We start from the raw sequence: 19,690 nt of genomic DNA on the forward strand, positions 1-19,690 counted from the left end.
GTGACCAGCACCGACCTCGCCCGCAGCGTCGTCCGGGCGCTGCTCGACGGCGGGGTCACCGAGGTCGTGGTCGCGCCGGGCTCGCGCAACGCCCCCCTCTCCTTCGCCGTGTACGACGCCGCGCAGGCCGGCCTGCTGCGCCTGCACACCCGCATCGACGAGCGGTCCGCCGGCTTCCTCGCCCTGGGGCTGACCAAGGTGCACGCGCGGGCGGCCGTGGTGTGCACCTCCGGCACCGCCGTCGCCAACCTGCACCCGGCCGTCCTGGAGGCGGCGCACGCCGGCGTACCGCTCGTGGCGGTGACCGCCGACCGGCCGGCCCGGCTGCGCGGGACCAGCGCCAACCAGACCACCGACCAGCTCGGGATCTTCGGGCCGCTGGTGCCGACCGCCAACCTGACCGAGCCCGGCCCGGTGCACCTGGTCGAGGACGGCCCCACCCACCTCAACGTGCAGCTCGACGACCCGCTCGTCCCGACCGACCGGTGGCAGCCGTGAACGTCCTCCCGGCCGGACCCCGCACCGTCGTCGTCGCCGGCGACGACTCCGGCCCGCCGCCGCGGATCCTCGCCCAGGACGGCGGCTGGCCGCTGCTCGCCGAGCCCACCAGCGGCGCGCGCACCGGCGACCACGCCTTGCGCTGCTACCGGCTGCTGCTCGACGGCGAGCTCGGCCGGAGCATCGAGCGGGTGGTGGTCTTCGGCCGACCGACGCTCTCCCGACCGGTCACCCGGCTGCTGTCGCGCCCCGACGTCGAGGTCCTCGCCGCCCCCGCCCGCGGCGCCTGGTCGACGCCGCCGTTCCCGGTCGACGGCACCGTCGACCGCGACACCCGCCCGGAGGCCCGCGACGACACCGGGTGGTTCGAGGCCTGGGTCGAGGCGGACCGCTCCGTCGGCCGGCAGCTCGACCGGCTGTTGCACGAGGAGCCCGGACTCACCCCCCACGAGGTGGCCGGGGCCGTCGGCCGCGCCGTCCCTCCCGGGGGGCTGTTCGTGGTCGGCCCCTCCAGCCCGATCCGCGACCTCGACCTGATGGTGCGGGGGTACGCCGTCGGCGACCGCCGCAAGCTGATCGCCAACCGCGGGCTCTCCGGCATCGACGGCGTCGTGTCGACCGCGATCGGCGCCGCCCTCGGCCGCCCGCACTCGACCCGCAGCCTGGCGCTGATGGGCGACGTGACCTTCCTCCACGACACCAACGGCCTGGTCCTCGGCCCGGGCGAGCCCGAGCCCGACCTGACGATCGTCGTCGTCAACGACGACGGCGGCTCGATCTTCACGATGCTGGAGCAGGGCGCCCCCGAGCACGCGCAGCAGTTCGAGCGGCTCTTCGGCACCCCCCACGGCGTCGACCTGGCCCAGCTCTGCGCGGCGACCCGGACGCCGCACTGGCGGGTCGGGTCGGTCGCCGAGCTGGAGCACGCGCTCGGCTCGCCCAACGGGGGCATCGAGGTCGTCGAGGCCGTCGTACGACGGGACAACCGGCGCGAGCTCGACGAGCGGATCCGTAGGCTCGTCCCGTGAGCGAGCAGCAGGCCCCCGCCGGCGTCATCCCGTACGTCGAGCACCATCTCGGTGAGCGCCGCGTCCTCACGCTGCACCTCACCACCGGGAACTCCCTGCTCGGTGGGAAGACCACACCGGTGGTGAGCATCGACGGCCGGCAGTACCTCGTCTACTGGGGCTCGGTCTCCTTCGAGGTGCCGGCCGACCGGGCCGTCCACGTCAGCGTGCACGTCGAGGTGGAGCGGGTCGGGCAGGTCGCCTCCGCGCTGCTGCCGCCGGGCGGCTCGCTCGCGATGACCTACGCCACCGACTTCAGGTCCGGGGTGGGCTCGCTGCACTGACCCCTCCGGGTGGAGGATCAGGTCGTGGACATCGCCCTGCTCCTGTGCGGTCTCGCGGTCGGGGTCCTGATCTCGACCGAGATCGCGCGCCGTCTCGACATCCCGGCGCCGTTCCTGCTGATCGCGGTGGGCGTCGCGGCGTCGTACGTCCCGCAGGTGCCGCAGGTCTACCTGGACCACGACGTGGTGCTCCTGGGCCTGCTGCCCCCGCTGCTGTACGCCGCCGCGCAGCAGACGTCGCTGGTCGACTTCCGGGCCAACTGGCGCCCGATCCTGATGCTGTCGGTGGGCCTCGTGGTCTTCACGACCGCCGGGGTCGGCCTCGTCGTGCACGCCCTCGTCCCCGGTCTGCCCTGGGCGGTGGCGCTGGCGATCGGCGCGGTGGTGGCCCCGCCGGACGCCGTGGCCGCGACCGCCATCGCCCGCCGGATCGGCCTGCCCCGGCGCATCGTCACCATCCTCGAGGGCGAGTCGCTGCTCAACGACGCCACCGCCCTGGTCACCCTGCGCACCGCGCTGGCGATCGCCGCCGGCAGCGGCCTCGACGGGGCCGAGGTCTCCCTCGACTTCGTCCGGGCGGCCGGCGGGGGAGTGGTCGTCGGGTTCGTGTTCTTCGTCGTGGTGGCCAAAGTCCGCCGGCTGATCGCCGATCCGGTCACCGACAGCGCGATGTCGCTGGTCGTCCCGTTCGCGGCGTACGTCCTGGCCGAGGAGCTGCACGCCTCGGGCGTGATCGCGGTCGTCGTCGCGGGCCTGCTCCTCGGCCACAAGGCCCCGATCCTGCAGTCGGCGCAGTCCCGGATCGCCGAGCGGCTGAACTGGCGCACCATCGCCTTCGTCCTCGAGAACACCGTCTTCCTGCTGATCGGCCTCCAGGCCTGGTGGATCCTCGAAGGGGCCGCCGACAGCGACCTCGGCGCCGGGCGGATCGTGGCGGTCTGCGCGGCCGTCCTGGCCACCGTCGTGGTGCTGCGGATGGTCTGGGTCTTCCCGTCGCGGATGCTCTACGTCCGCCGCGTCGAGCGCGACACCGGGCAGCGGCCGCCGTGGACCTTCACCTTCCTGCTCGGCTGGGCCGGCATGCGCGGGGTCGTCACGCTGGCCGCGGCGTTCGTCATCCCCGAGGACACCGAGTACCGCGAGGTGCTGCTGCTCATCGCCTTCTCGGTCGTGGCCGGCACGCTCTTCCTGCAGGGCATGTCGCTGCCCTGGTTCGCCCGGGTGCTGCGGGTGCCCTCGCCTGACCCGGCCGAGGACGCCCTGGCCCGGGCGACGCTGCTGCAGCAGGCGTCGAAGGCCGCGCTGCACCGCCTCGACGAGCTCGAGTACGACGACCGCCACGGCGTGGTCGACCTGATCCGCCAGCGTCTCGACCAGCGCAACTTCGCGGCCTGGGAGCGGTTGGCCACCGTCGAGGACCAGGAGTCGCCCAGCGACCTCTACAACCGGGTGCGGCTCGAGCTGATCGAGGCCGAGCGGAGTCGGGTGCTGGAGATCCGGTCCTCCGGCACGGTCGCGGCCGAGGTGGTCGCCGACGTGCTGGCCATGCTCGACGTCGAGGAGTCGATGCTCGACGTCGCAGCCGAGGAGCGGCGGGAGGTCCGGGTGGGCGCGGCCCGTCGTACCGGCGAGGTCTGCGCGGAGCTCGAGCACCACCCGGCGGTCGAGACCGCGACCGACCCGGTCTGCCAGGACTGCCTCGACGAGGGCCTTGAGTGGGTCGCGCTGCGGCAGTGCCTCGAGTGCGGGAACGTCGGCTGCTGCGACTCGTCGGCGGGGCAGCACGCCACCCGCCACTTCCACGAGACGACCCACCCGGTCATGCAGTCGGCGGAGCCGGGCGAGGACTGGCGCTGGTGCTACGTCCACCACCTCACCGCGTGACGCCGCTCTCTCCCTAGGCTTGAGGGGTGAGCCAGGAGCAGTCAGCGTGCGGGCAGGGCCAGGACGACGAGTTCGCGCGGCAGACGGGACACCAGCTCCGGCGCTTCATCCGCACCGAGGCCGGCAGCGCCGGGCTGCTGGTCGTGGCATCCCTGGTCGCCCTGGTGTGGGCGAACTCGCCCTGGTCGGAGTCGTACGTCGACCTCTGGCACACCACCGTCGAGATCACCGTCGGCTCGATGGGCGGGCTCTCGATGGACCTGCACCACTGGGTCAACGACGGCCTGATGGTGGTGTTCTTCTTCGTCATCGGCCTGGAGGTCCGCCGCGAGTTCTCGGTCGGTGAGCTCACCGACCGGCGCCGGCTGGTCGTGCCGCTGGTCGCGGGCCTCGGCGGCATGCTGGTGCCGGCGCTCGTCTACCTGGCCCTGAACTCCTCGGGTGAGGCGGCCAACGGCTGGGGCGTGGTGATCGGCACCGACACGGCGTTCCTGCTCGGCGTGCTGGCCCTGGTCGGCCCGCGGGTCTCGACCCAGCTGCGGATCTTCCTGCTGACCCTGACCGTGATCGACGACATCGTCGCGGTCAGCGTCATCGGGCTGGTCTACTCCGAGTCCATCGAGACGGTGCCGCTGCTGGTGGCCGCCGCCGGTCTGGTCGCGCTGGTCGTCCTGGCCCGGGTCGGCGAGTGGCGCGCGTCGCCGTACGTCGCGGTCGTCGTGGTGATGTGGATCGCGACCCTGGAGTCGGGCCTGCACGCCTCGATCGCCGGCATGCTCGCCGGCCTGCTGGTGCCGGCCCTGAACCCGACCCGCAGCGACGTCGAGTCGGCCGCGTCGAGCTTCCGGGCCTTCCGGCAGTCGCCGATGCCCGGCGTGCAGCGCACCGCCCGGCAGAGCCTGACCCGGGCCATCTCGGTCAACGAGCGGCTCCAGGAGGCGCTGCACGGCTGGACCAGCTACGTCGTGGTCCCGGTGTTCGCGCTCGCCAACGCCGGCATCGACCTGCGCGACGGCGTCCTGGGCGAGGCGCTGCGCTCGCCCGTGACCTGGGGCGTCACCCTCGGCCTGGTGCTCGGCAAGCTCACCGGCATCGGACTCGGCACGTTCGGCAGCGTCCGGCTCCGGCTGGGCAGCCTGCCACAGGGCGTCGGCCAGGGTCACACGCTCGCCGGCGCCGCGCTGTCCGGCATCGGGTTCACGGTCTCGCTGCTGATCGTGGGACTGGCCTTCGAGGACCCCGACCTGCAGGCCCAGGCCGCGGTCGGCGTCCTGATGTCGGCGGTGCTCGCCAGCGTCGTCGGCTGGCTGGTCTTCGCCCTGGCCGCCCGCTTCTTCGACCAGCGCGACGCCGCGCTCCCGCGGCTGCTCAGCGACCCCGTCGACCCCGAGGTCGACCACGTGCGCGGACCGGCCGACGCCGAGCTCACCCTGGTCGAGTACCTCGACTACGAGTGCCCGTTCTGTGCCAAGGCGACGGGTGCCGCCAACGAGGTCCGCGCCCACTTCGGCGACCGGCTGCGCTACGTCAGCCGGCACCTGCCGCTGACCGTCCACGTGCACGCCGACATCGCCGCCCTGGCGGCCGAGGCCGCGGCCGAGCAGGGACGGTTCTGGGAGATGCACGAGCTGCTCTTCGCCCACCAGGACGAGCTGGAGGTCGAGGACCTCGCCGGCTACGCCGCCGACCTCGGCCTGGACGTCGAGGAGTTCCTCCGGGCGCTCGACGACGAGCGGCTCGCCGCCCGCGTCCGCCGCGACCTGGTCAGCGCCGAGGCCAGCGGCGTGCGCGGCACCCCGACGTTCTTCGTCGGCGACCAGCGCCACCTCGGTGCCCACGACGCCCGGTCGCTGATCGAGGAGCTGGAGCGGTCGGCCCGTCGTACGACCGGGCGGTTCGGGGCGTGAGGGCCGAGGAGCGCCAGGTCCTCGCCCAGGAGGTCGAGCGGTGGCGCCTCACGTCGTACGACGACCTCCGCGCGCAGTGGCAGGACGCACCCGGCGCCTACGAGGCGACCGGTCCCGGGGGCCGCACGCACCAGGTCGAGGTCGAGGCCTGCTGGGACGACCCGAGTCGCCCGGGCGACCTGCGGGTCGTCGTCGCCGTCGGCAGCGGCTTCAGCCCGCCCACCGCCTCGTTCATCGTGGCGGCGGACGGGTCCTTCGTCGGCGAGTGAGGCTCCCGGCTCAGCCGGTGGTGTGCGCGATGTAGACGTCGCAGGGCGCCTTGCGGACGACGTCGACGGCCACGCTGCCGAGGATCCGCGACACGCCCTGGACCCGCTTGTTGCCGATCACGATCAGGGTGGCGCCGGCCGTCTCCGCGGCGTTCACCAGCGCCTCGGCGGGCTTGCCCGGCTCGGCGTCGCTGTTCACCGTCAGGTCGGGGTACGCCGACCGCAGCGCGCCGGCGGTGGTGAGCGCGAGCTCCTCGGCCGTGTCGCGGGAGGTCGGCCCGGTGGCGTCGGTCGGGCCGGGGGTGCCGGTGGGGAAGGCGGAGACGACGTGCAGCGACGTCCCGAGGGCACTGGCCAGACCGGCGGCCGTCGAGGCCGCCTGCGCTGCGGTCTCGCTCCCGTCCACTCCCACGACGATGACGCTCATGACGGTCCTCCACACTCTCGGGTTGCTTGGTGGACCGAACCCTAGCCAGATTTCGACTGCAACGATTCAACCGTCCGTCAGGGCGGCCTCGATCGGGCGGGCCGGGCGGCCGGTGACCCGCTCGACGTCGCCCGTCACCTCGGCGACCGAGCCGTCGGCGATCGCCGTGTAGGTGCTCACCCAGGCGTCCAGCTGCCAGTCCTCGGCCTCGGGGTACGACGCCCGCCGCGAGGCGTAGGCCTCCTCGACGGTCTCGTCCACGAAGCGCAGCTCGCGCCCGAGCGCGGCGCCCGCCCGGCCCGCGACCTCCTCGAGGGTGAGGGCCTCCGGGCCGGTGAGGGCGTAGACGGCGCCCGCGTGGCCGGCGGGGTCGCGCAGCACGGCCTCCGCCACCGCGGCCACGTCGGCCCGGGCGACCGCCGCCACCCGACCCCTGCCGGCCGGTCCGCGGATCGTGCCGGTGGCGTCGGCGAAGTAGGGCAGCAGGTCGCTGTAGAAGTTGTCGCGCAGGATCGTGGCCGCCAGCCCGGTCTCGCGGATCGCCGCCTCGGCGTCGAAGTGGTCGCGACCCAGCGTGAAGGTCGCGTCGGCCGCGGCGCCCGCGAACGAGGTGTAGACGACGTGCCCGACCCCGGCCTCGGCCGCGGCCCGGATGAAGGTGCGGTGCTGCTCGCGCCGGTCCGGCGCCTCGGCCGCGGAGACCATGAACAGGGTGTCGACGCCGCGCAGGGCCTCGACGGAGGCGTCCCGGTCGGCGTAGGTGCAGACCCGGACGTCGGTGTCGTAGTCGGGCGCCCGCGCCGCGTCGCGTACGACGAGCCGCAGGTCGGTGCGCAGGTCGTCGGCGAGCGAGCGGGCGACCAGCCCGCCCACGGCGCCGGTAGAGCCGGTGATGGCGATCGTCATGCCCCCCAGTCTGCCGAGTCAGCAGAAGTAGTGGGTCGAGTCAGCACCAGTAGTGCTGACTCGACGGTCAGCGACCCGGGGTGAAGCGGATCGGGAACTCCAGCGCCCCGGTGTTGCCGCTGACCGGCAGCCACCGGCCGGGTCCGTCGGGGGCCGCGTCGGGCATCCGCCGGGCCAGCAGCGGCAGCGCCACGGCCATGTCGGTGCGGGCGACGAAGTGCCCGAGGCAGTGGTGGACGCCGGCGCCGAAGCCGTGGTGCGGCGGGCGCTGCTGGGTGATGTCGAACGACGGGTCCGGCATCGCGGCCGGGTCGGTGCCGGCGCTGTGGGAGAGCATCTGGACGATCCCGCCGCGGGGGATGCGCAGGCCCTGGAACTCCACGTCCTCGAGTGCCTCGCGGGTCACCCAGGTGACCGTCGGGTTGACCCGCATCACCTCCTCGACGGCACGGCCGCCGAGGTCGGGACGCTCGCCCAGGAGCCGCCACTGGTCGGGGTGCTGGAGCAGGGTCTGCAGGGCCAGCCCGAGCTGGTTGCGGGTGGTCTCCATGCCGGCGAAGGCGAGGAAGACCAGGGCTACGCCCAGCTCGTGGCGGCTGAGCCGCTCGCCCTCGACCGAGGCCTGGACGAGCGTCGTCACGAGGTCCTCGCGGGGGTGGGCCATCCGGTCCTCGACGATCTCGTCGAGGTAGCCGTGCAGCCCGCTCAGGGCCGCCTCGATCCGCGGCACCTGCCGGCCGACGTCGATGGAGAACGACGCCCCGAGGTCGTCGGCCCAGTGCGCGACCTGACGCCAGTGCGACTCGTCGAGGCCGAGCAGCAGGCAGATGATCCGGGCGGCGTACGGCTCGGCGAACTCCGAGATGAACTCCACCGAGCCCCGGTCGGCGAACCCGTCGACCAGCTCGTCGGCGAGCGCCTGGAACCGCGGCACCATCGCCTCGATCGCCCGCTTCTTGAACGCCGGGACCATCAGCCGCCGGATCCGGGCGTGGTCGTCGCCCTCCAGGCTCAGCAGCGTCTCCTGCCACCAGTCGCTGAACAGCCCGGAGTGGATGCCGTTCTGGGCGGGCCAGCGGGCGTTGCCCTGGCGGAACCGGCGGTCGCGGAGCAGCGCCGAGACCTCGGCGTACCGCAGCACGGCCCAGCCCCAGTTCGTCTCGACGTACCAGTCCTGGTCGCGGGCGGCGTGCACCTCGTCCGAGGTCACGTCGAAGGCCGGGTCGGACAGGTCGAACCTCACGTGCCGCTCCTGACCATCCGGACGTGCAGCCCCTCGTCGTGCTCGTCCTCGGTGCCGTCGAGCCGGAAGCCCTGGCGCTCGTAGAACCGCAGGGCCCGGTCGTTCCCCCCGAGCACCCAGAGGTACGCCGCACGGTCGCCGATCGCCTCTCGCAGCAGGGCGTAGCCGATCCCCTCGCCCCAGTGCGTGGCCCGCACGTAGAGGGCCGTCAGCTCCAGCTCGAGGTCGACGTCGTTGTCGCGACCCGGTCCGGCCGAGGCGAACCCGACCAGCCCGTCGGGGCCCACGGCGAGGTACGTCGGGTTCCCGCTCGTCGTGAGGATGTCGCGCCAGCGCTCGACCCGCTCGGCCACCTTCTCGCGGCGGTCGTCGAGGATGCCCTGGGGCATCAGGCCCGTGTAGGCGTCGTCCCAGACGTCGAGGTGCAGGTGCGCGAGCGCCTCCGCGTCGACGGGGGTGGCGAGGCGGATCGTGACGTTCACCCGCGCATCCTAGGGACTACGTTGGGTGCCATGCGGATCACCAAGTTCGGCCACTCCTGCGTCCGGGTGGAGCACGACGGGGCCACGATCGTCCTCGACCCCGGCGTCTTCACCGACCGCTCCGCGCTCGACGGCGCGGACGCGGTGCTGATCACCCACGAGCACCCCGACCACTACCTGCCCGACCACCTCGCGTCGGTCGACGTACCCGTCTTCACGATCGACGCGGTGGCGGCCAAGATCCGCGCCGACGTCCCCGAGGTCGGCGAGCGGACGACGGTGGTCGCGCCGGGGGACTCCTTCGAGGTCGTCGGGATCCCGGTGCGCGCCGTCGGCGAGCTGCACGCGGTGATCCACCCCGAGCTGCCGCGCTTCCACAACAGCGGCTACGTCCTCACGGCCGGGACCGAGAAGGTCTTCCACCCGGGCGACGCGCTGACCGGGCCCGGCGAGGCCGTCGACGTGCTCCTGGCCCCCGTCTGCGCCCCGTGGATGCGGGTCTCCGAGGGCGTCGACTTCGCGCGCTCGGTCGGGGCGCCGCGCAACGTCGCGATCCACGACCGGGTCTTCTCCGACGCCGGGCTCGGCATCGCCGACACCCAGATGACCACGTTCCTGTCGAAGCAGGGACTCAGCTACGTCCGGCTGGCCGACGGCGACGACCTGGCCTGAGCGCGGCCTGAGCTACGGCGCGAGGGCGTCCCGGACCGGGACGAACTTGGCCTGCGCCTCGGCGAGCTCGGCCTCCGGGTCGGAGTCGCCAACGATCCCGCAGCCGGCGAACAGCCGCACCGTGGCGCCGTCGACCGACGCCGAGCGCAGGGCGATGCCCCACTCGCCGTCGCCGGAGGCGTCCATCCAGCCGACCGGGCCGGCGTACCGACCGCGGTCCATTCCCTCGATCTCGGTGATCAGGGCGGTGGCGACGGGGGTCGGGGTCCCGCCGACGGCGGCCGACGGGTGCAGCGCCTCGGCGAGCTGCAGCGACGACACGGTGGTGGCGTCGTGGACGACGCCGTTCACGTCGGTCGCGAGGTGCATGACGTTCGGCAGGTGCAGCACGAACGGGGCCTCGGGGACGTTCATCGAGGAGCAGTGCGGCTCGAGCGCGTCGGCGACCGAGCGGACGGCGTACTCGTGCTCCTCGAGGTCCTTCGACGAACGGGCGAGGGTGGCGGCGAGGGCGAGGTCGCGCTCGTCGTCGCCGGTACGACGGATCGTGCCGGCCAGCACGCGGGAGGTGACCAGGCCGCGCTCGCGGCGCACCAGCATCTCGGGGGTGGCCCCGAACAGCCCGTCGACGTGGAAGGTCCAGCACATCGGATAACCCTCGGCCAGCCGGCGCAGCGGCCAGCGGACGTCGACCGGCTCGGTGGCGGTCGCGATCAGGTCGCGGGCCAGCACCACCTTCTCCAGGTCGCCGGCCTCGATCCGGCGCACGGCGTCGGCGACGACCGACATCCACTGCTCGCCGTTGAGGGCACCGTCGGCGAAGCGGACGCCGACCGGGGCGGGCGGCACGTCCTGCGCGACCGGCACCTCGACCTCGGCGCCGACGGTGGTCAGCCAGACGGAGTCACCGTGGCGCCCCACGACGACGGACGGCACGACCAGGACCGAGTCGCCCGGCTCGTCGGCGAACGCGAAGGAGCCGAACGACACCAGCCCGGTGCCGGGCTCCTGGACGTGGTCGTGGACGACGGCGCGGGCCGTGGTCTCGCTCCACCACTTCGCGGCGTCGGCGAACCGGGTGGGGCCGCTGGTGCGGACCTCGGCGGCGACGCCCCAGCCGACCAGGCCCTGGCCGCGGCGCAGCCAGGTCACCGGACGGTCGGCGGGCAGCAGGTCGAGCAGGGATTCCGCGACGGCGGGGTCGAGCGGCACGGTCCTCGCGACCAGTGGGCTCGACGTCACGGCCGCGAGCCTACGCCCGGGAACGCGCTCAGCCCGCCTCCACCCCGACGTCATCCTCGTCACGCGGGGCGAACCCGGCCAGCACGTCCCGGACGTCGACCAGCCGCGGGCGGGCCGCCGGGTCGAGGTCGACGCACGCCAGCAGCAGCCCGCGCAGCGCCTCCGGCAGGCCCTCCGGTACGGCGCGCGGCGCGCTCGGCATCCGCCGCCCGGCCGCCGACCATCGTGGCGACCAGCGGGTCGACCAGCGCCGCCGGCTGTCCCAGGTGGCCTCGTCGCCGAAGGGCGGCTCGCCGCTCAGCGACTCCAGCAGCGTGACCCCGAGCGCCCACACGTCGGTGGCCGGTCCGACGTGGTCGCCGCGGGCCTGCTCGGGGGCGAGGTAGCCGGGCGTCCCGGCCCCGGCCCGCGCGGGTCCCGGCCGGCCGGCCAGGCTGAGGTCGATGAGCACCGCCTTGCCGTGCTCGACCACCACGTTGGCCGGCTTGAGATCGAGGTGCAGCCAGTCGTGGCGGTGCAGCCAGCCCAGCACGGACGAGAGCTGCAGCCCGAGGAGCGCGACGTCGGGCAGGTCGAGGGCGGCGTCCTCGACGACCGCGGCCAGGGTGGCCCCACGCAGCGTCTCGAGCACCACCGCCGGGAGCGGCTCCTCGACCACCGCATAGCCGCGGACCAGGTGCGGGTGAGCCAGGGTCGTGACGATCTCGCCCTCCCGGAGCACCGCGTCGCGGACCCGCTGCTCGCCGGCGCGCTCGGGACGCAGCACCTTGACGACGCACCGGGCGTCGCGGGCCTCGTCGTAGGCGTCCCAGGTCTCCATCCGACGGCCGCGGGCGAGCAGCCGCAGGCCGCGGTAGCCCGCAGGCAGGACGGCGCTCATCGGGCACCGGCCGGGACAGGCGCCAGCTCGACGACGCGGTCGACGTGCTCGAGCACCTGCGGGTCGTGGGTCAGGACGACGACCGTCCGCCCGCTGGCCACGACCGCGCTCATCAGCCGGTCGGCGGAGGCGCGGTCCAGCCCGGTCGTCGGCTCGTCGAGCACCAGGACCCGGCCGCCGTGCAGCAGGGCCCGGGCCAGGGCGAGCCGCTGGCGCTGTCCGCCCGAGAGCCAGCGACCGCGCTGGCCGACACGGGCGTCGTACCCGTCGGGGAGTCGGCTGACGAACTCGTGCGCGTCGGCAGCCCGCGACGCCTGCTCGACCTCCTCGCGCGTGGCGCCGGGCCGGGCGAAGGCGATGGTGTCGTGGATGCTGGCGTCCAGCAGCAGCTGCTCCTGGGACAGCACCGTGACGGCCGCCCGCACCGACGCCGTGGTGTGCTCGGCGACGTCGTGCCCGTCGAGGCGTACGACGCCTGCGTCCGGCTCCAGCTGGCGGGCCAGCAGCCGGGCGACGGTCGACTTGCCGACCCCGCTCGGCCCGACCAGGGCCACCCGCTCGCCGGCGGCGACGTGGAGGTCGAACTCGGTCAGCGCCGGTCCGCTCGCGCCCGGGTAGGTGAAGGAGACGGCGTCCAGCACGACCGAGCCGGCCCCACCCGGCAGCGCGATGGCCCCCGGACGGTCCCGGTGACCGGGCTCGTCGAGCAGCTCGACCACGCGCTCGACGCCGGCCGTGGCCGAGAAGAGCGAGGGGAGCAGGTCGCTGAGCTCGCGCACCGGCCGGTAGCACTGCATGAGCAGGGTCAGGAACGCGAGCAGCCCGCCGAGCGTGAGGCGATCGGTCGACAGCGCCCACACGCCGAGGGTGATGACCAGGAGCATGCCGAGCAGCTCGGCCAGGTCGACCAGCGGGAGGAAGAGGCCCCGGACCCGGCTGCCGGCGAGCTCCGCGTCGGCGATGGCCAGGTTCTGGCGGTGGTAGGCCGCGACCGCCTCGTCCTCGCGCCCGAACGCCTGCACCATCGACGCGTTGCCGAGGCTCTCCTCGGTGATGCTGGTCAGCGACCCCCCGCGTCGCCGACGCTCGCGGGAGACGTCGCGCGTGAAGGCCGCGAAGCGGGTCGAGACCCACCAGAACGCCGGGATGACGAGCAGCGACGCCAGGGTGAGCTGCCACTGCAGCCAGAAGAGCGCGCCGAGGAAGAGCACCAGGCGGACGATGGCCCCGAGCCCGGTCGCGAGCTGGCCGACCATGAAGCTCTCGACGGCGGACACATCGGAGGTGAGTCGCGCGAGGACGTCGCCGAGACGGCGCCGGTCCTGGACCGCGGCGGGCTGGGAGAGGACCTGGGCGAAGAGGTCGCGGCGCAGGCTGACCAGGAACCGCTGCGAGATCCAGGTGGAGAGGTAGTCGTCGGCGGCGGAGACGACGCCGCTCGCGAGGTTGAGCGCGAGGTAGAGCAGGGCCAGCAGGACCAGCGGCGAGAAGTCGGCCGGCACCAGCACGTCGTCCACGAGGCGCTGGAAGAGCATCACCTCGACCACCTCGATGGCCGGCGCGGCGGCGAGCAGCACCAGGCCGAGGAGCAGCCAGCCGCGCAGCGGGCGCAGTCGTGGCCAGAAGCGTCGTACGACGTCGGCGATGGTCAGCGACCTCGCGGCGGCGACCAGCGGGTCGTCGTCGGGAGTGGGACGCAGGGCGGCGAGGACGCGCTGCCAGGGACGGCTCATGGGGGATCCTGTGCTCCGAGCGGGTGGGTGGCTCCGTGGACGAGCCACCCACCCGCTCCTGGGGGAGGGTCAGCCGCGCGAGCGGCTGCGGCTGTTGCTGCGGTTGCGACGCCGGTTCCGGCGCCGGCGCCGACGCCGCCGACGGCGGTCGTCGTCGCTGCTCGAGTCGCCCCGGCGGGCCATGCGCGCCGGCTGGAGGGCGCTGAAGATGCTCGATCGAGCCATGGTCGTGCCTCCTTCGGTTGGTGTTCCGCCCCGGTTCCTCCGGGGTGGTCACCAACCTGACCGGCCCGCGTGAGCCTGGCGTGAGGCCCGGATGAGAGGCGTCTCACGGGGACTGCGGCCCCCGGCCCGCCGCGGGCTCGGTAACGTCTCGGGCGTGCAGAACACTCCCGCCGCCCAGCGCGTCGTGGGCCTCGGCCTCGGTGCCGTCGTCCTCGGCCTCCTCATCGTGCTCGCCGTCGCCCTCCCGAAGGCGCAGGGCGACGCCGGCACGACGCCGGCCGAGCTGCCGGCGACCCTGCCGGGCGGCTGGACCGCGACCGACGAGCTCGACGTCGCCGACCTGCCCGCCGAGGCCGGCATCGACGAGGAGGCGATCCAGCGCCAGGCCGACCTCCGCGACTACGCCGAGGAGGTCTACGCCGGCGTGTACGACGACGCGCCGTCGTTCCGCAGCTACACCGACAAGACGCTGCAGAAGTACGCGCTGGTGACCGTCTTCGCGGGCGAGTCGCACGCCTTCCTGCCCGACGCGCCGCCGATCGACGCCGAGGTCGCCGGTGCGGAGCGCTCCGGCACCGACCTGGTCCGCGAGGGCGACGCGCTGTGCTCCGCCAGCTACCAGCTGGTGCAGGCGGGCCAGGACGCCGGTGAGCCGACCTCGGTCACCTGCCAGCTGCCCACCGCCGGCCGGACCATCCAGCTCGAGGCTCAGGGCGTCTCGGTCGACGACTCCTTCACCCTGCTCGACGAGATCGCCGCGGCCATCGCCTGACCCGGCCTCGGTCGTCGCTCAGGAGCGGTAGACGACCACCCGGTCACCCACCCGGGCCCGGTCGAACAGCCAGGCCACGCCGTCGCGGTCCCGCACGTTCACGCAGCCGTGGGAGGCGCCGGCGTACCCGACCGCGGCGAAGTCCGGGCTGTAGTGCACGGCCTGGCCGCCGCTGAAGAACATCGCGAAGGGCATCGAGGTGTCGTAGAGCGACGACACGTGGTCGCGGCTCTTGGACCGGATGCTGAAGGTGCCCTCGCGGGTCGCGTGGCCCACCCCGCCGAAGCGGGCGTCGACCGTCAGCTGCACCCGGCCGTTGACGACCCAGCGCAGCGTGCGGCTGGTCTTGTCGACGCAGACGACCCGGCCGGTGCGGCAGCGCTGGTCCATCCGCCCGGGCGCGTTGCCCCCGACGAGGGCGGCCTGGCTGGGGGCGGAGGTCATCGCCCGCAGCTTGCGCAGGGTGGTCCGGTCGACCTTGCCGGTCGCGGGGAACCCGCGCTTGGCCTGGAAGCCGCGCACCGCCTCGGTCGTGAGGTCGCCGTAGAAGCCGGTGGGGCTCCCGAAGAACCAGTCGAGCTGGGCCAGCCGGGCCTGCAGGGCGCGGACCCGGCGGCTCTTGTCCCCGGGCTCCAGGACGGCGGGCTTGGCCGCGGTCCGGGCGGAGGCGGCGTGGGCGGAGACGGGGTGGTCGGTCCGGTCGCTCGCCCGGCCGGCGTCGTACGCCGTGCTCGAGAGCAGGACCGAGAGCGTGACGACGAGCACCAGGCGGCGCACGAGCAACATGACGGTTTCCTTCGGTTCGAGGTGGTGCCCGACGTGCTGTCGGGACACGGGGAAGACGCCCGGCCGAGGCACTTGGTTGCATCCGGCTCCGAACTTCCCGCGGCACCGCTCTAGCCTGTGCGCGTGGCCCGTGCAGAGCTCGACAAGCAGCCGACCGACGTCCGACGCATGTTCGACGCGGTCGCCCGTCGCTACGACGTGACGAACGACGTCCTCTCGCTGGGGCAGGACCGGCGCTGGCGCAAGGCCGTCATCGCCGCCGTCGACCCGCAGCCGGGGGAGCGGGTCCTCGACCTCGCCGCCGGCACCGGTACGTCGAGCCAGCCCTTCGCCGACCGCGGCGCCACGGTCGTGCCCTGCGACTTCTCGCTGGGGATGCTGCAGGTCGGCAAGGCGGCCCGCCCGCACCTGCCCTTCACCGCCGGCGACGGGACCCGCCTGCCCTTCGCCGACGACACCTTTGACGCGGTCACGATCTCCTTCGGGCTGCGCAACATCGTCGACCCGGTCGCGGGCCTGGCCGAGCTCCAGCGGGTCACCCGCCCCGGTGGCCGCCTCGTCGTCTGCGAGTTCAGCCACCCCACCTGGACGCCGTTCCGCACCGTCTACCTCGAGTACCTCATGAAGGCCCTGCCCGCGATCTCGCGCGCCGTCTCCTCCTCCCCGGACGCCTACGTCTACCTCGCCGAGTCGATCCGCGCCTGGCCGGACCAGGAGGGCCTCGCCGTCCTGGTCGCGGAGGCCGGCTGGCGTCGTCCCGAGTGGCAGAACCTCTCCGGCGGCATCGTCGCCCTGCACCGCGCGACCAACTAGCACCGTCGCCGCGCACCGGCGGTCGCGCCGGTCGCCGGCCCCCACCGGTGGTTGAGCAGGTCGCGCAGCGACCGGGTCGAAACCCCCGCAGCCCGCAAGACGCCTGACGTCGCCCTCGACGTGGGACAGGTCACGGTGCCGTTCTCCGGTGGCGGAAACGTGCTCCGCAGTCGCGGTCCCAGGACTTTCGTCCCGGTCCAGGTGGACGCTTACCACACTCCCGAGACCCCTCCGACCACCCGCGCGTGAAGACCCCTCCCAGGGGGGTGATCTAGGTCATGGAACGCGTTCTCGCAGGTCAGGTCCGGTGTGAATTAAGGCACGTCTGCGTTGACTAAATGCCCAGGTCAGGACCTATTTCCTGGTTCTGTCCCCCCGGCGTGCGGGCGGGGTGGGTGAGTGGCAGTATGTGCGCGACGCCACTTCGTGATTCGGTTCACAAAGGCACAAAACGGACCGATCGCGGCGACCTGCTAGGGGAGGACCGACGGCATGGAGCTCTACACCCCGGTGCTGTTCCTGGCCGCGCTCGCGGCCCTGTTCGCGGTGGGATCCGTGGCCATGTCGGCCTTCGTCGGTCCCAAGCGCTACAACCGCGCCAAGCTCGACTCCTACGAGTGCGGCATCGAGCCGACCCCGCAGCCCGTGGGCGGCGGCCGGTTCCCGGTGAAGTACTACATCACCGCGATGCTCTTCATCGTCTTCGACATCGAGATCATCTTTCTCTACCCGTGGGCCGTGCACTTCGACGCGATGAAGTTCTTCGGCCTGGTCGAGATGGTCGTCTTCATCGCCACCGTCTTCGTCGCCTACGCCTACGTATGGCGCCGCGGCGGCCTCGAGTGGGACTGAGCGCCGCGATGCACGCACCCTGCCCGCGTACTCCTCGGTCGACGGCCAACTCCGGGCCGCGTCCCTCGTCGGCCTCGGCAGCGCACGCGCCTGACGACGCTCAGCAGACTGAAAGGGCACATTGAGATGGGTATCGAGGAGAAGCTCCCCAGCGGCGTGCTGCTGACGACCGTCGAGGGCGTCGCCGGCTACATGCGCAAGGCGTCGTTCTGGCCGGCCACCTTCGGCCTGGCCTGCTGTGCCATCGAGATGATGACCAGCGGCGGCCCCAAGTACGACCTCGCGCGCTTCGGCATGGAGGTCTTCCGGGCCAGCCCCCGCCAGGCCGACCTGATGATCGTCGCCGGCCGGGTCAGCCAGAAGATGGCGCCCGTCCTGCGCCAGATCTACGACCAGATGCCCGACCCGAAGTGGGTGCTCGCGATGGGCGTCTGCGCCAGCAGCGGCGGCATGTTCAACAACTACGCGATCGTCCAGGGCGTCGACCACGTCGTCCCCGTCGACATGTACCTCCCCGGCTGCCCGCCGCGGCCCGAGATGCTCATCGACGCGATCCTCAAGCTGCACGACCAGGTCCAGGCCAAGAAGCTCGGCGTCAACCGCCTCGTCGAGATCGAGGAGCGCGAGAACGCCGCGCTGCGGGCGCTGCCCACCTCGGACATGAAGGGCCTGCTGCGGTGAGCGAGAACGACCACACCGACGAGACGCCCGAGAACGCCGTGCCGGCCACCACCGAGCCCGAGGTCCGCACCGTCGGTGTCCGCACCGGGATGTTCGGGGCCAAGGGCTCCGGCGACACCAGCGGGTACGGCGGGCTCGTGCAGCCGGTCGTCCTGCCGGGGGCGGCCCAGCGGCCGTTCGACGGCTGGCACGAGGAGGTCACGAGCGCGCTCGAGACGGCCCTCGGCACCGCAGGCCTCGAGCACGCGGTCGAGAGCGTGGTCATCCACCGTCGCGAGATCACCTTCCACGTCCGGCGCGAGGACCTCCCGACCGTGGCCAGGACGCTGCGCGACGACCCGGCGCTGCGCTTCGAGCTGCTCTCCGGCGTGAGTGGCGTGCACTACCCGGCCGACGAGGGGCGCGAGCTGCACGCGGTCTACCACCTGCTCTCGATGACCCACAACCGCCGGATCCGGGTCGAGGTGTCGGCGCCCGACGCCGACCCGCACGTCCCCTCGATCGTCGCGACCTACCCGACGGCCGACTGGCACGAGCGCGAGACCTACGACATGTTCGGGCTGATCTTCGACGGTCACCCGGCGCTCACCCGGATCCTCATGCCCGACGACTGGCCGGGCCACCCGCAGCGCAAGGACTACCCCTTGGGCGGCATCCCCGTGGAGTACAAGGGCGGCACAGTTCCGCCTCCCGACCAGCGGAGGTCGTACAACTGATGAGCCAGGACATCTACGCAGGCGCCAGCGAGACCACCGAGGGCCGCGTCTTCACGGTCACCGGTCAGGACTGGGACCAGATCGCTGACGGCCTCGCCGAGGAGGTCGAGGAGCGGATCGTCGTCAACATGGGTCCGCAGCACCCGTCCACCCACGGCGTGCTCCGGCTCATCCTCGAGCTCGAGGGCGAGACGGTGACCGAGGCCCGGTGCGGCATCGGCTATCTGCACACCGGCATCGAGAAGAACATGGAGTTCCGCTCCTGGGTCCAGGGCGTCACGTTCTGCACCCGGATGGACTACCTCTCGCCGTTCTACAACGAGATGACCTACGTCCTCGGCGTCGAGCGGCTCCTCGACATCGAGGACCAGATCCCGGAGAAGGCCGAGGTCATGCGGGTGCTCCTCATGGAGCTCAACCGGATCTCCTCCCACCTGGTCTGCATCGCCACCGGCGGCATGGAGATCGGCGCGCTGACCGTGATGACCATCGGCTTCCGTGAGCGGGAGCTGGTGCTCGACCTGTTCGAGCTGATCACGGGCCTGCGCATGAACCACGCCTTCATCCGTCCCGGCGGCGTCGCCCAGGATCTCCCGCCGGGCGCGCTCGACGAGATCCGCGGCTTCGTGGCCCTGATGAAGAAGCGGCTCCCCGAGTACGCCGCCCTCTGCAACGCCAACCCGATCTTCAAGGCCCGGCTCGTCGACGTCGGTCACCTCGACCTCGAGGGCTGCCTGGCGCTGGGTCTCACCGGCCCGGTGCTCCGCAGCACCGGCTACCCGTGGGACCTGCGCAAGACCGAGCCGTACTCCGGCTACGAGGACTACGACTTCGAGGTCCAGACCTGGGACACCGCCGACGCGTACGGCCGGTTCCGGATCCGCCTCAACGAGATGTGGGAGTCGCTGAAGATCATCGAGCAGGCCGCCGACCGGCTGGCCGGCCTCGAGGGTGCCCCGGTCATGGTCGGCGACAAGAAGATCGCCTGGCCCAGCCAGCTGGCCATCGGCTCCGACGGCATGGGCAACTCCCTCGACCACATCCGCCACATCATGGGCGAGTCGATGGAGGCGCTGATCCACCACTTCAAGCTGGTGACCGAGGGCTTCCGGGTCCCGGCCGGCCAGGCCTACGTGCCCGTCGAGTCGCCTCGCGGCGAGCTCGGTGCCCACGTGGTCTCCGACGGCGGCACCCGCCCGTTCCGGGCGCACTTCCGCGACCCGTCGTTCACCAACCTGCAGGCCACGAGCGTGATGAGCGAGGGCGGCATGGTCGCCGACGTCATCGTCGCGATCGCGTCCATCGACCCCGTGATGGGAGGCGTCGACAGATGAGCTTCACCCCACGGAGT

General features: G+C 72.9%; 22 protein-coding genes. 13 read left to right on the top strand and 9 right to left on the bottom strand.

The features are described 5' to 3' along the window. Genes BLT76_RS26360 through BLT76_RS13560 form a run of 6 tightly spaced genes read left to right on the top strand, consistent with a single transcriptional unit; the run spans position 1 to position 5,909 of the window. Entirely contained in the window at positions 1 to 498 is a 498-nt protein-coding gene (locus BLT76_RS26360) for a thiamine pyrophosphate-binding protein (protein ID WP_244509402.1), read from the top strand. Then, positions 495 to 1,526: a thiamine pyrophosphate-dependent enzyme gene (locus BLT76_RS13540; RefSeq protein ID WP_244509403.1), complete on the top strand. Its 1,032-nt coding sequence runs from the start codon at positions 495 to 497 to the stop codon at positions 1,524 to 1,526. The genes BLT76_RS26360 and BLT76_RS13540 overlap by 4 nt, the downstream gene beginning before the upstream one ends. After that, positions 1,523 to 1,849, top strand: coding sequence for a hypothetical protein (locus BLT76_RS13545; protein ID WP_090856793.1), 327 nt, complete (start codon positions 1,523 to 1,525; stop codon positions 1,847 to 1,849). The genes BLT76_RS13540 and BLT76_RS13545 overlap by 4 nt, the downstream gene beginning before the upstream one ends. A 24-nt stretch (positions 1,850 to 1,873) precedes the next feature. Next, positions 1,874 to 3,733: a Na+/H+ antiporter gene (locus tag BLT76_RS13550; RefSeq protein ID WP_090856796.1), complete on the top strand. Its 1,860-nt coding sequence runs from the start codon at positions 1,874 to 1,876 to the stop codon at positions 3,731 to 3,733. Between the two features lie 26 nt (positions 3,734 to 3,759). Beyond that, entirely contained in the window at positions 3,760 to 5,640 is a 1,881-nt protein-coding gene (gene nhaA, locus BLT76_RS13555; RefSeq protein ID WP_211752951.1) for a Na+/H+ antiporter NhaA, read from the top strand. Then, entirely contained in the window at positions 5,637 to 5,909 is a 273-nt protein-coding gene (locus BLT76_RS13560) for a hypothetical protein (RefSeq protein ID WP_090856799.1), read from the top strand. The genes nhaA and BLT76_RS13560 overlap by 4 nt, the downstream gene beginning before the upstream one ends. A 10-nt stretch (positions 5,910 to 5,919) precedes the next feature. Here the strand turns inward: BLT76_RS13560 and BLT76_RS13565 are convergent, their stop codons facing one another. The 4 genes from BLT76_RS13565 to BLT76_RS13580 form a co-directional block, all read right to left on the bottom strand. Then, entirely contained in the window at positions 5,920 to 6,336 is a 417-nt protein-coding gene (locus BLT76_RS13565; protein ID WP_090856802.1) for a universal stress protein, read from the bottom strand. Positions 6,337 to 6,402: 66 nt separating this feature from the next. Next, on the bottom strand, positions 6,403 to 7,242 hold the full coding sequence (locus tag BLT76_RS13570; protein WP_090856805.1) for an NmrA family NAD(P)-binding protein: 840 nt from the start codon (positions 7,240 to 7,242) through the stop codon (positions 6,403 to 6,405). A 67-nt stretch (positions 7,243 to 7,309) separates the two neighbouring features. Next, the gene (locus BLT76_RS13575) at positions 7,310 to 8,485 is read right to left on the bottom strand and encodes a cytochrome P450 (protein ID WP_090856807.1); all 1,176 of its coding nucleotides are present in this window, start codon (positions 8,483 to 8,485) and stop codon (positions 7,310 to 7,312) included. Next, positions 8,482 to 8,967, bottom strand: a complete 486-nt coding sequence (locus BLT76_RS13580; protein ID WP_090856810.1) for a GNAT family N-acetyltransferase — start codon at positions 8,965 to 8,967, stop codon at positions 8,482 to 8,484. Before BLT76_RS13580 ends, BLT76_RS13575 begins: the two co-directional genes overlap by 4 nt. A gap of 30 nt (positions 8,968 to 8,997) precedes the next feature. On the opposite strand from BLT76_RS13580, the gene BLT76_RS13585 reads away from it, so the two are divergent. Further along, entirely contained in the window at positions 8,998 to 9,639 is a 642-nt protein-coding gene (locus tag BLT76_RS13585) for an MBL fold metallo-hydrolase (RefSeq protein WP_090856813.1), read from the top strand. A 12-nt stretch (positions 9,640 to 9,651) separates the two neighbouring features. Here BLT76_RS13585 and BLT76_RS13590 read toward each other — a convergent pair whose 3' ends face one another. The 4 genes from BLT76_RS13590 to BLT76_RS25730 all read right to left on the bottom strand — a co-directional run bounded on the left by BLT76_RS13590 (position 9,652) and on the right by BLT76_RS25730 (position 13,719). Then, positions 9,652 to 10,881 (bottom strand): isochorismate synthase, encoded by a 1,230-nt coding sequence (locus BLT76_RS13590; RefSeq protein WP_244509404.1) that lies wholly within the window; start codon positions 10,879 to 10,881, stop codon positions 9,652 to 9,654. A gap of 28 nt (positions 10,882 to 10,909) precedes the next feature. After that, positions 10,910 to 11,761 carry a serine/threonine-protein kinase gene (locus BLT76_RS13595; protein WP_090856818.1) on the bottom strand — a complete coding sequence of 284 codons (852 nt, stop codon included), beginning with the start codon at positions 11,759 to 11,761 and terminating at the stop codon, positions 10,910 to 10,912. Beyond that, a complete protein-coding gene (locus tag BLT76_RS13600; RefSeq protein WP_090856822.1) occupies positions 11,758 to 13,494 on the bottom strand; it encodes an ABC transporter ATP-binding protein in 1,737 nt (578 codons plus the stop codon). The genes BLT76_RS13595 and BLT76_RS13600 overlap by 4 nt, the downstream gene beginning before the upstream one ends. A 69-nt stretch (positions 13,495 to 13,563) precedes the next feature. Then, on the bottom strand, positions 13,564 to 13,719 hold the full coding sequence (locus BLT76_RS25730; RefSeq protein WP_170867053.1) for a hypothetical protein: 156 nt from the start codon (positions 13,717 to 13,719) through the stop codon (positions 13,564 to 13,566). Positions 13,720 to 13,873: 154 nt separating this feature from the next. On the opposite strand from BLT76_RS25730, the gene BLT76_RS13605 reads away from it, so the two are divergent. Next, a complete protein-coding gene (locus tag BLT76_RS13605) occupies positions 13,874 to 14,491 on the top strand; it encodes a hypothetical protein (protein WP_090856825.1) in 618 nt (205 codons plus the stop codon). 18 nt (positions 14,492 to 14,509) lie between these two features. Here BLT76_RS13605 and BLT76_RS13610 read toward each other — a convergent pair whose 3' ends face one another. Beyond that, complete coding sequence (locus BLT76_RS13610; protein WP_090856828.1) at positions 14,510 to 15,277, bottom strand: L,D-transpeptidase family protein; 768 nt, start codon at positions 15,275 to 15,277, stop codon at positions 14,510 to 14,512. Positions 15,278 to 15,400: 123 nt separating this feature from the next. On the opposite strand from BLT76_RS13610, the gene BLT76_RS13615 reads away from it, so the two are divergent. From BLT76_RS13615 to BLT76_RS13635, 5 genes are all read left to right on the top strand, one after another. Next, complete coding sequence (locus BLT76_RS13615; protein ID WP_090857513.1) at positions 15,401 to 16,090, top strand: demethylmenaquinone methyltransferase; 690 nt, start codon at positions 15,401 to 15,403, stop codon at positions 16,088 to 16,090. Positions 16,091 to 16,582: 492 nt separating this feature from the next. Continuing rightward, positions 16,583 to 16,942 (top strand): NADH-quinone oxidoreductase subunit A, encoded by a 360-nt coding sequence (locus BLT76_RS13620; RefSeq protein WP_090856831.1) that lies wholly within the window; start codon positions 16,583 to 16,585, stop codon positions 16,940 to 16,942. 126 nt (positions 16,943 to 17,068) lie between these two features. Then, the gene (locus BLT76_RS13625; RefSeq protein WP_090856834.1) at positions 17,069 to 17,623 is read left to right on the top strand and encodes a NuoB/complex I 20 kDa subunit family protein; all 555 of its coding nucleotides are present in this window, start codon (positions 17,069 to 17,071) and stop codon (positions 17,621 to 17,623) included. Next, on the top strand, positions 17,620 to 18,339 hold the full coding sequence (locus BLT76_RS13630) for an NADH-quinone oxidoreductase subunit C (RefSeq protein WP_090856837.1): 720 nt from the start codon (positions 17,620 to 17,622) through the stop codon (positions 18,337 to 18,339). Before BLT76_RS13625 ends, BLT76_RS13630 begins: the two co-directional genes overlap by 4 nt. Beyond that, positions 18,339 to 19,673 carry an NADH-quinone oxidoreductase subunit D gene (locus BLT76_RS13635; RefSeq protein ID WP_090856840.1) on the top strand — a complete coding sequence of 445 codons (1,335 nt, stop codon included), beginning with the start codon at positions 18,339 to 18,341 and terminating at the stop codon, positions 19,671 to 19,673. Before BLT76_RS13630 ends, BLT76_RS13635 begins: the two co-directional genes overlap by 1 nt. The last annotated feature ends 17 nt before the right edge of the window (positions 19,674 to 19,690 follow it).

The organism is Nocardioides lianchengensis (assembly GCF_900101465.1).
GTDB classification, from domain to species: domain Bacteria; phylum Actinomycetota; class Actinomycetes; order Propionibacteriales; family Nocardioidaceae; genus Nocardioides; species Nocardioides lianchengensis.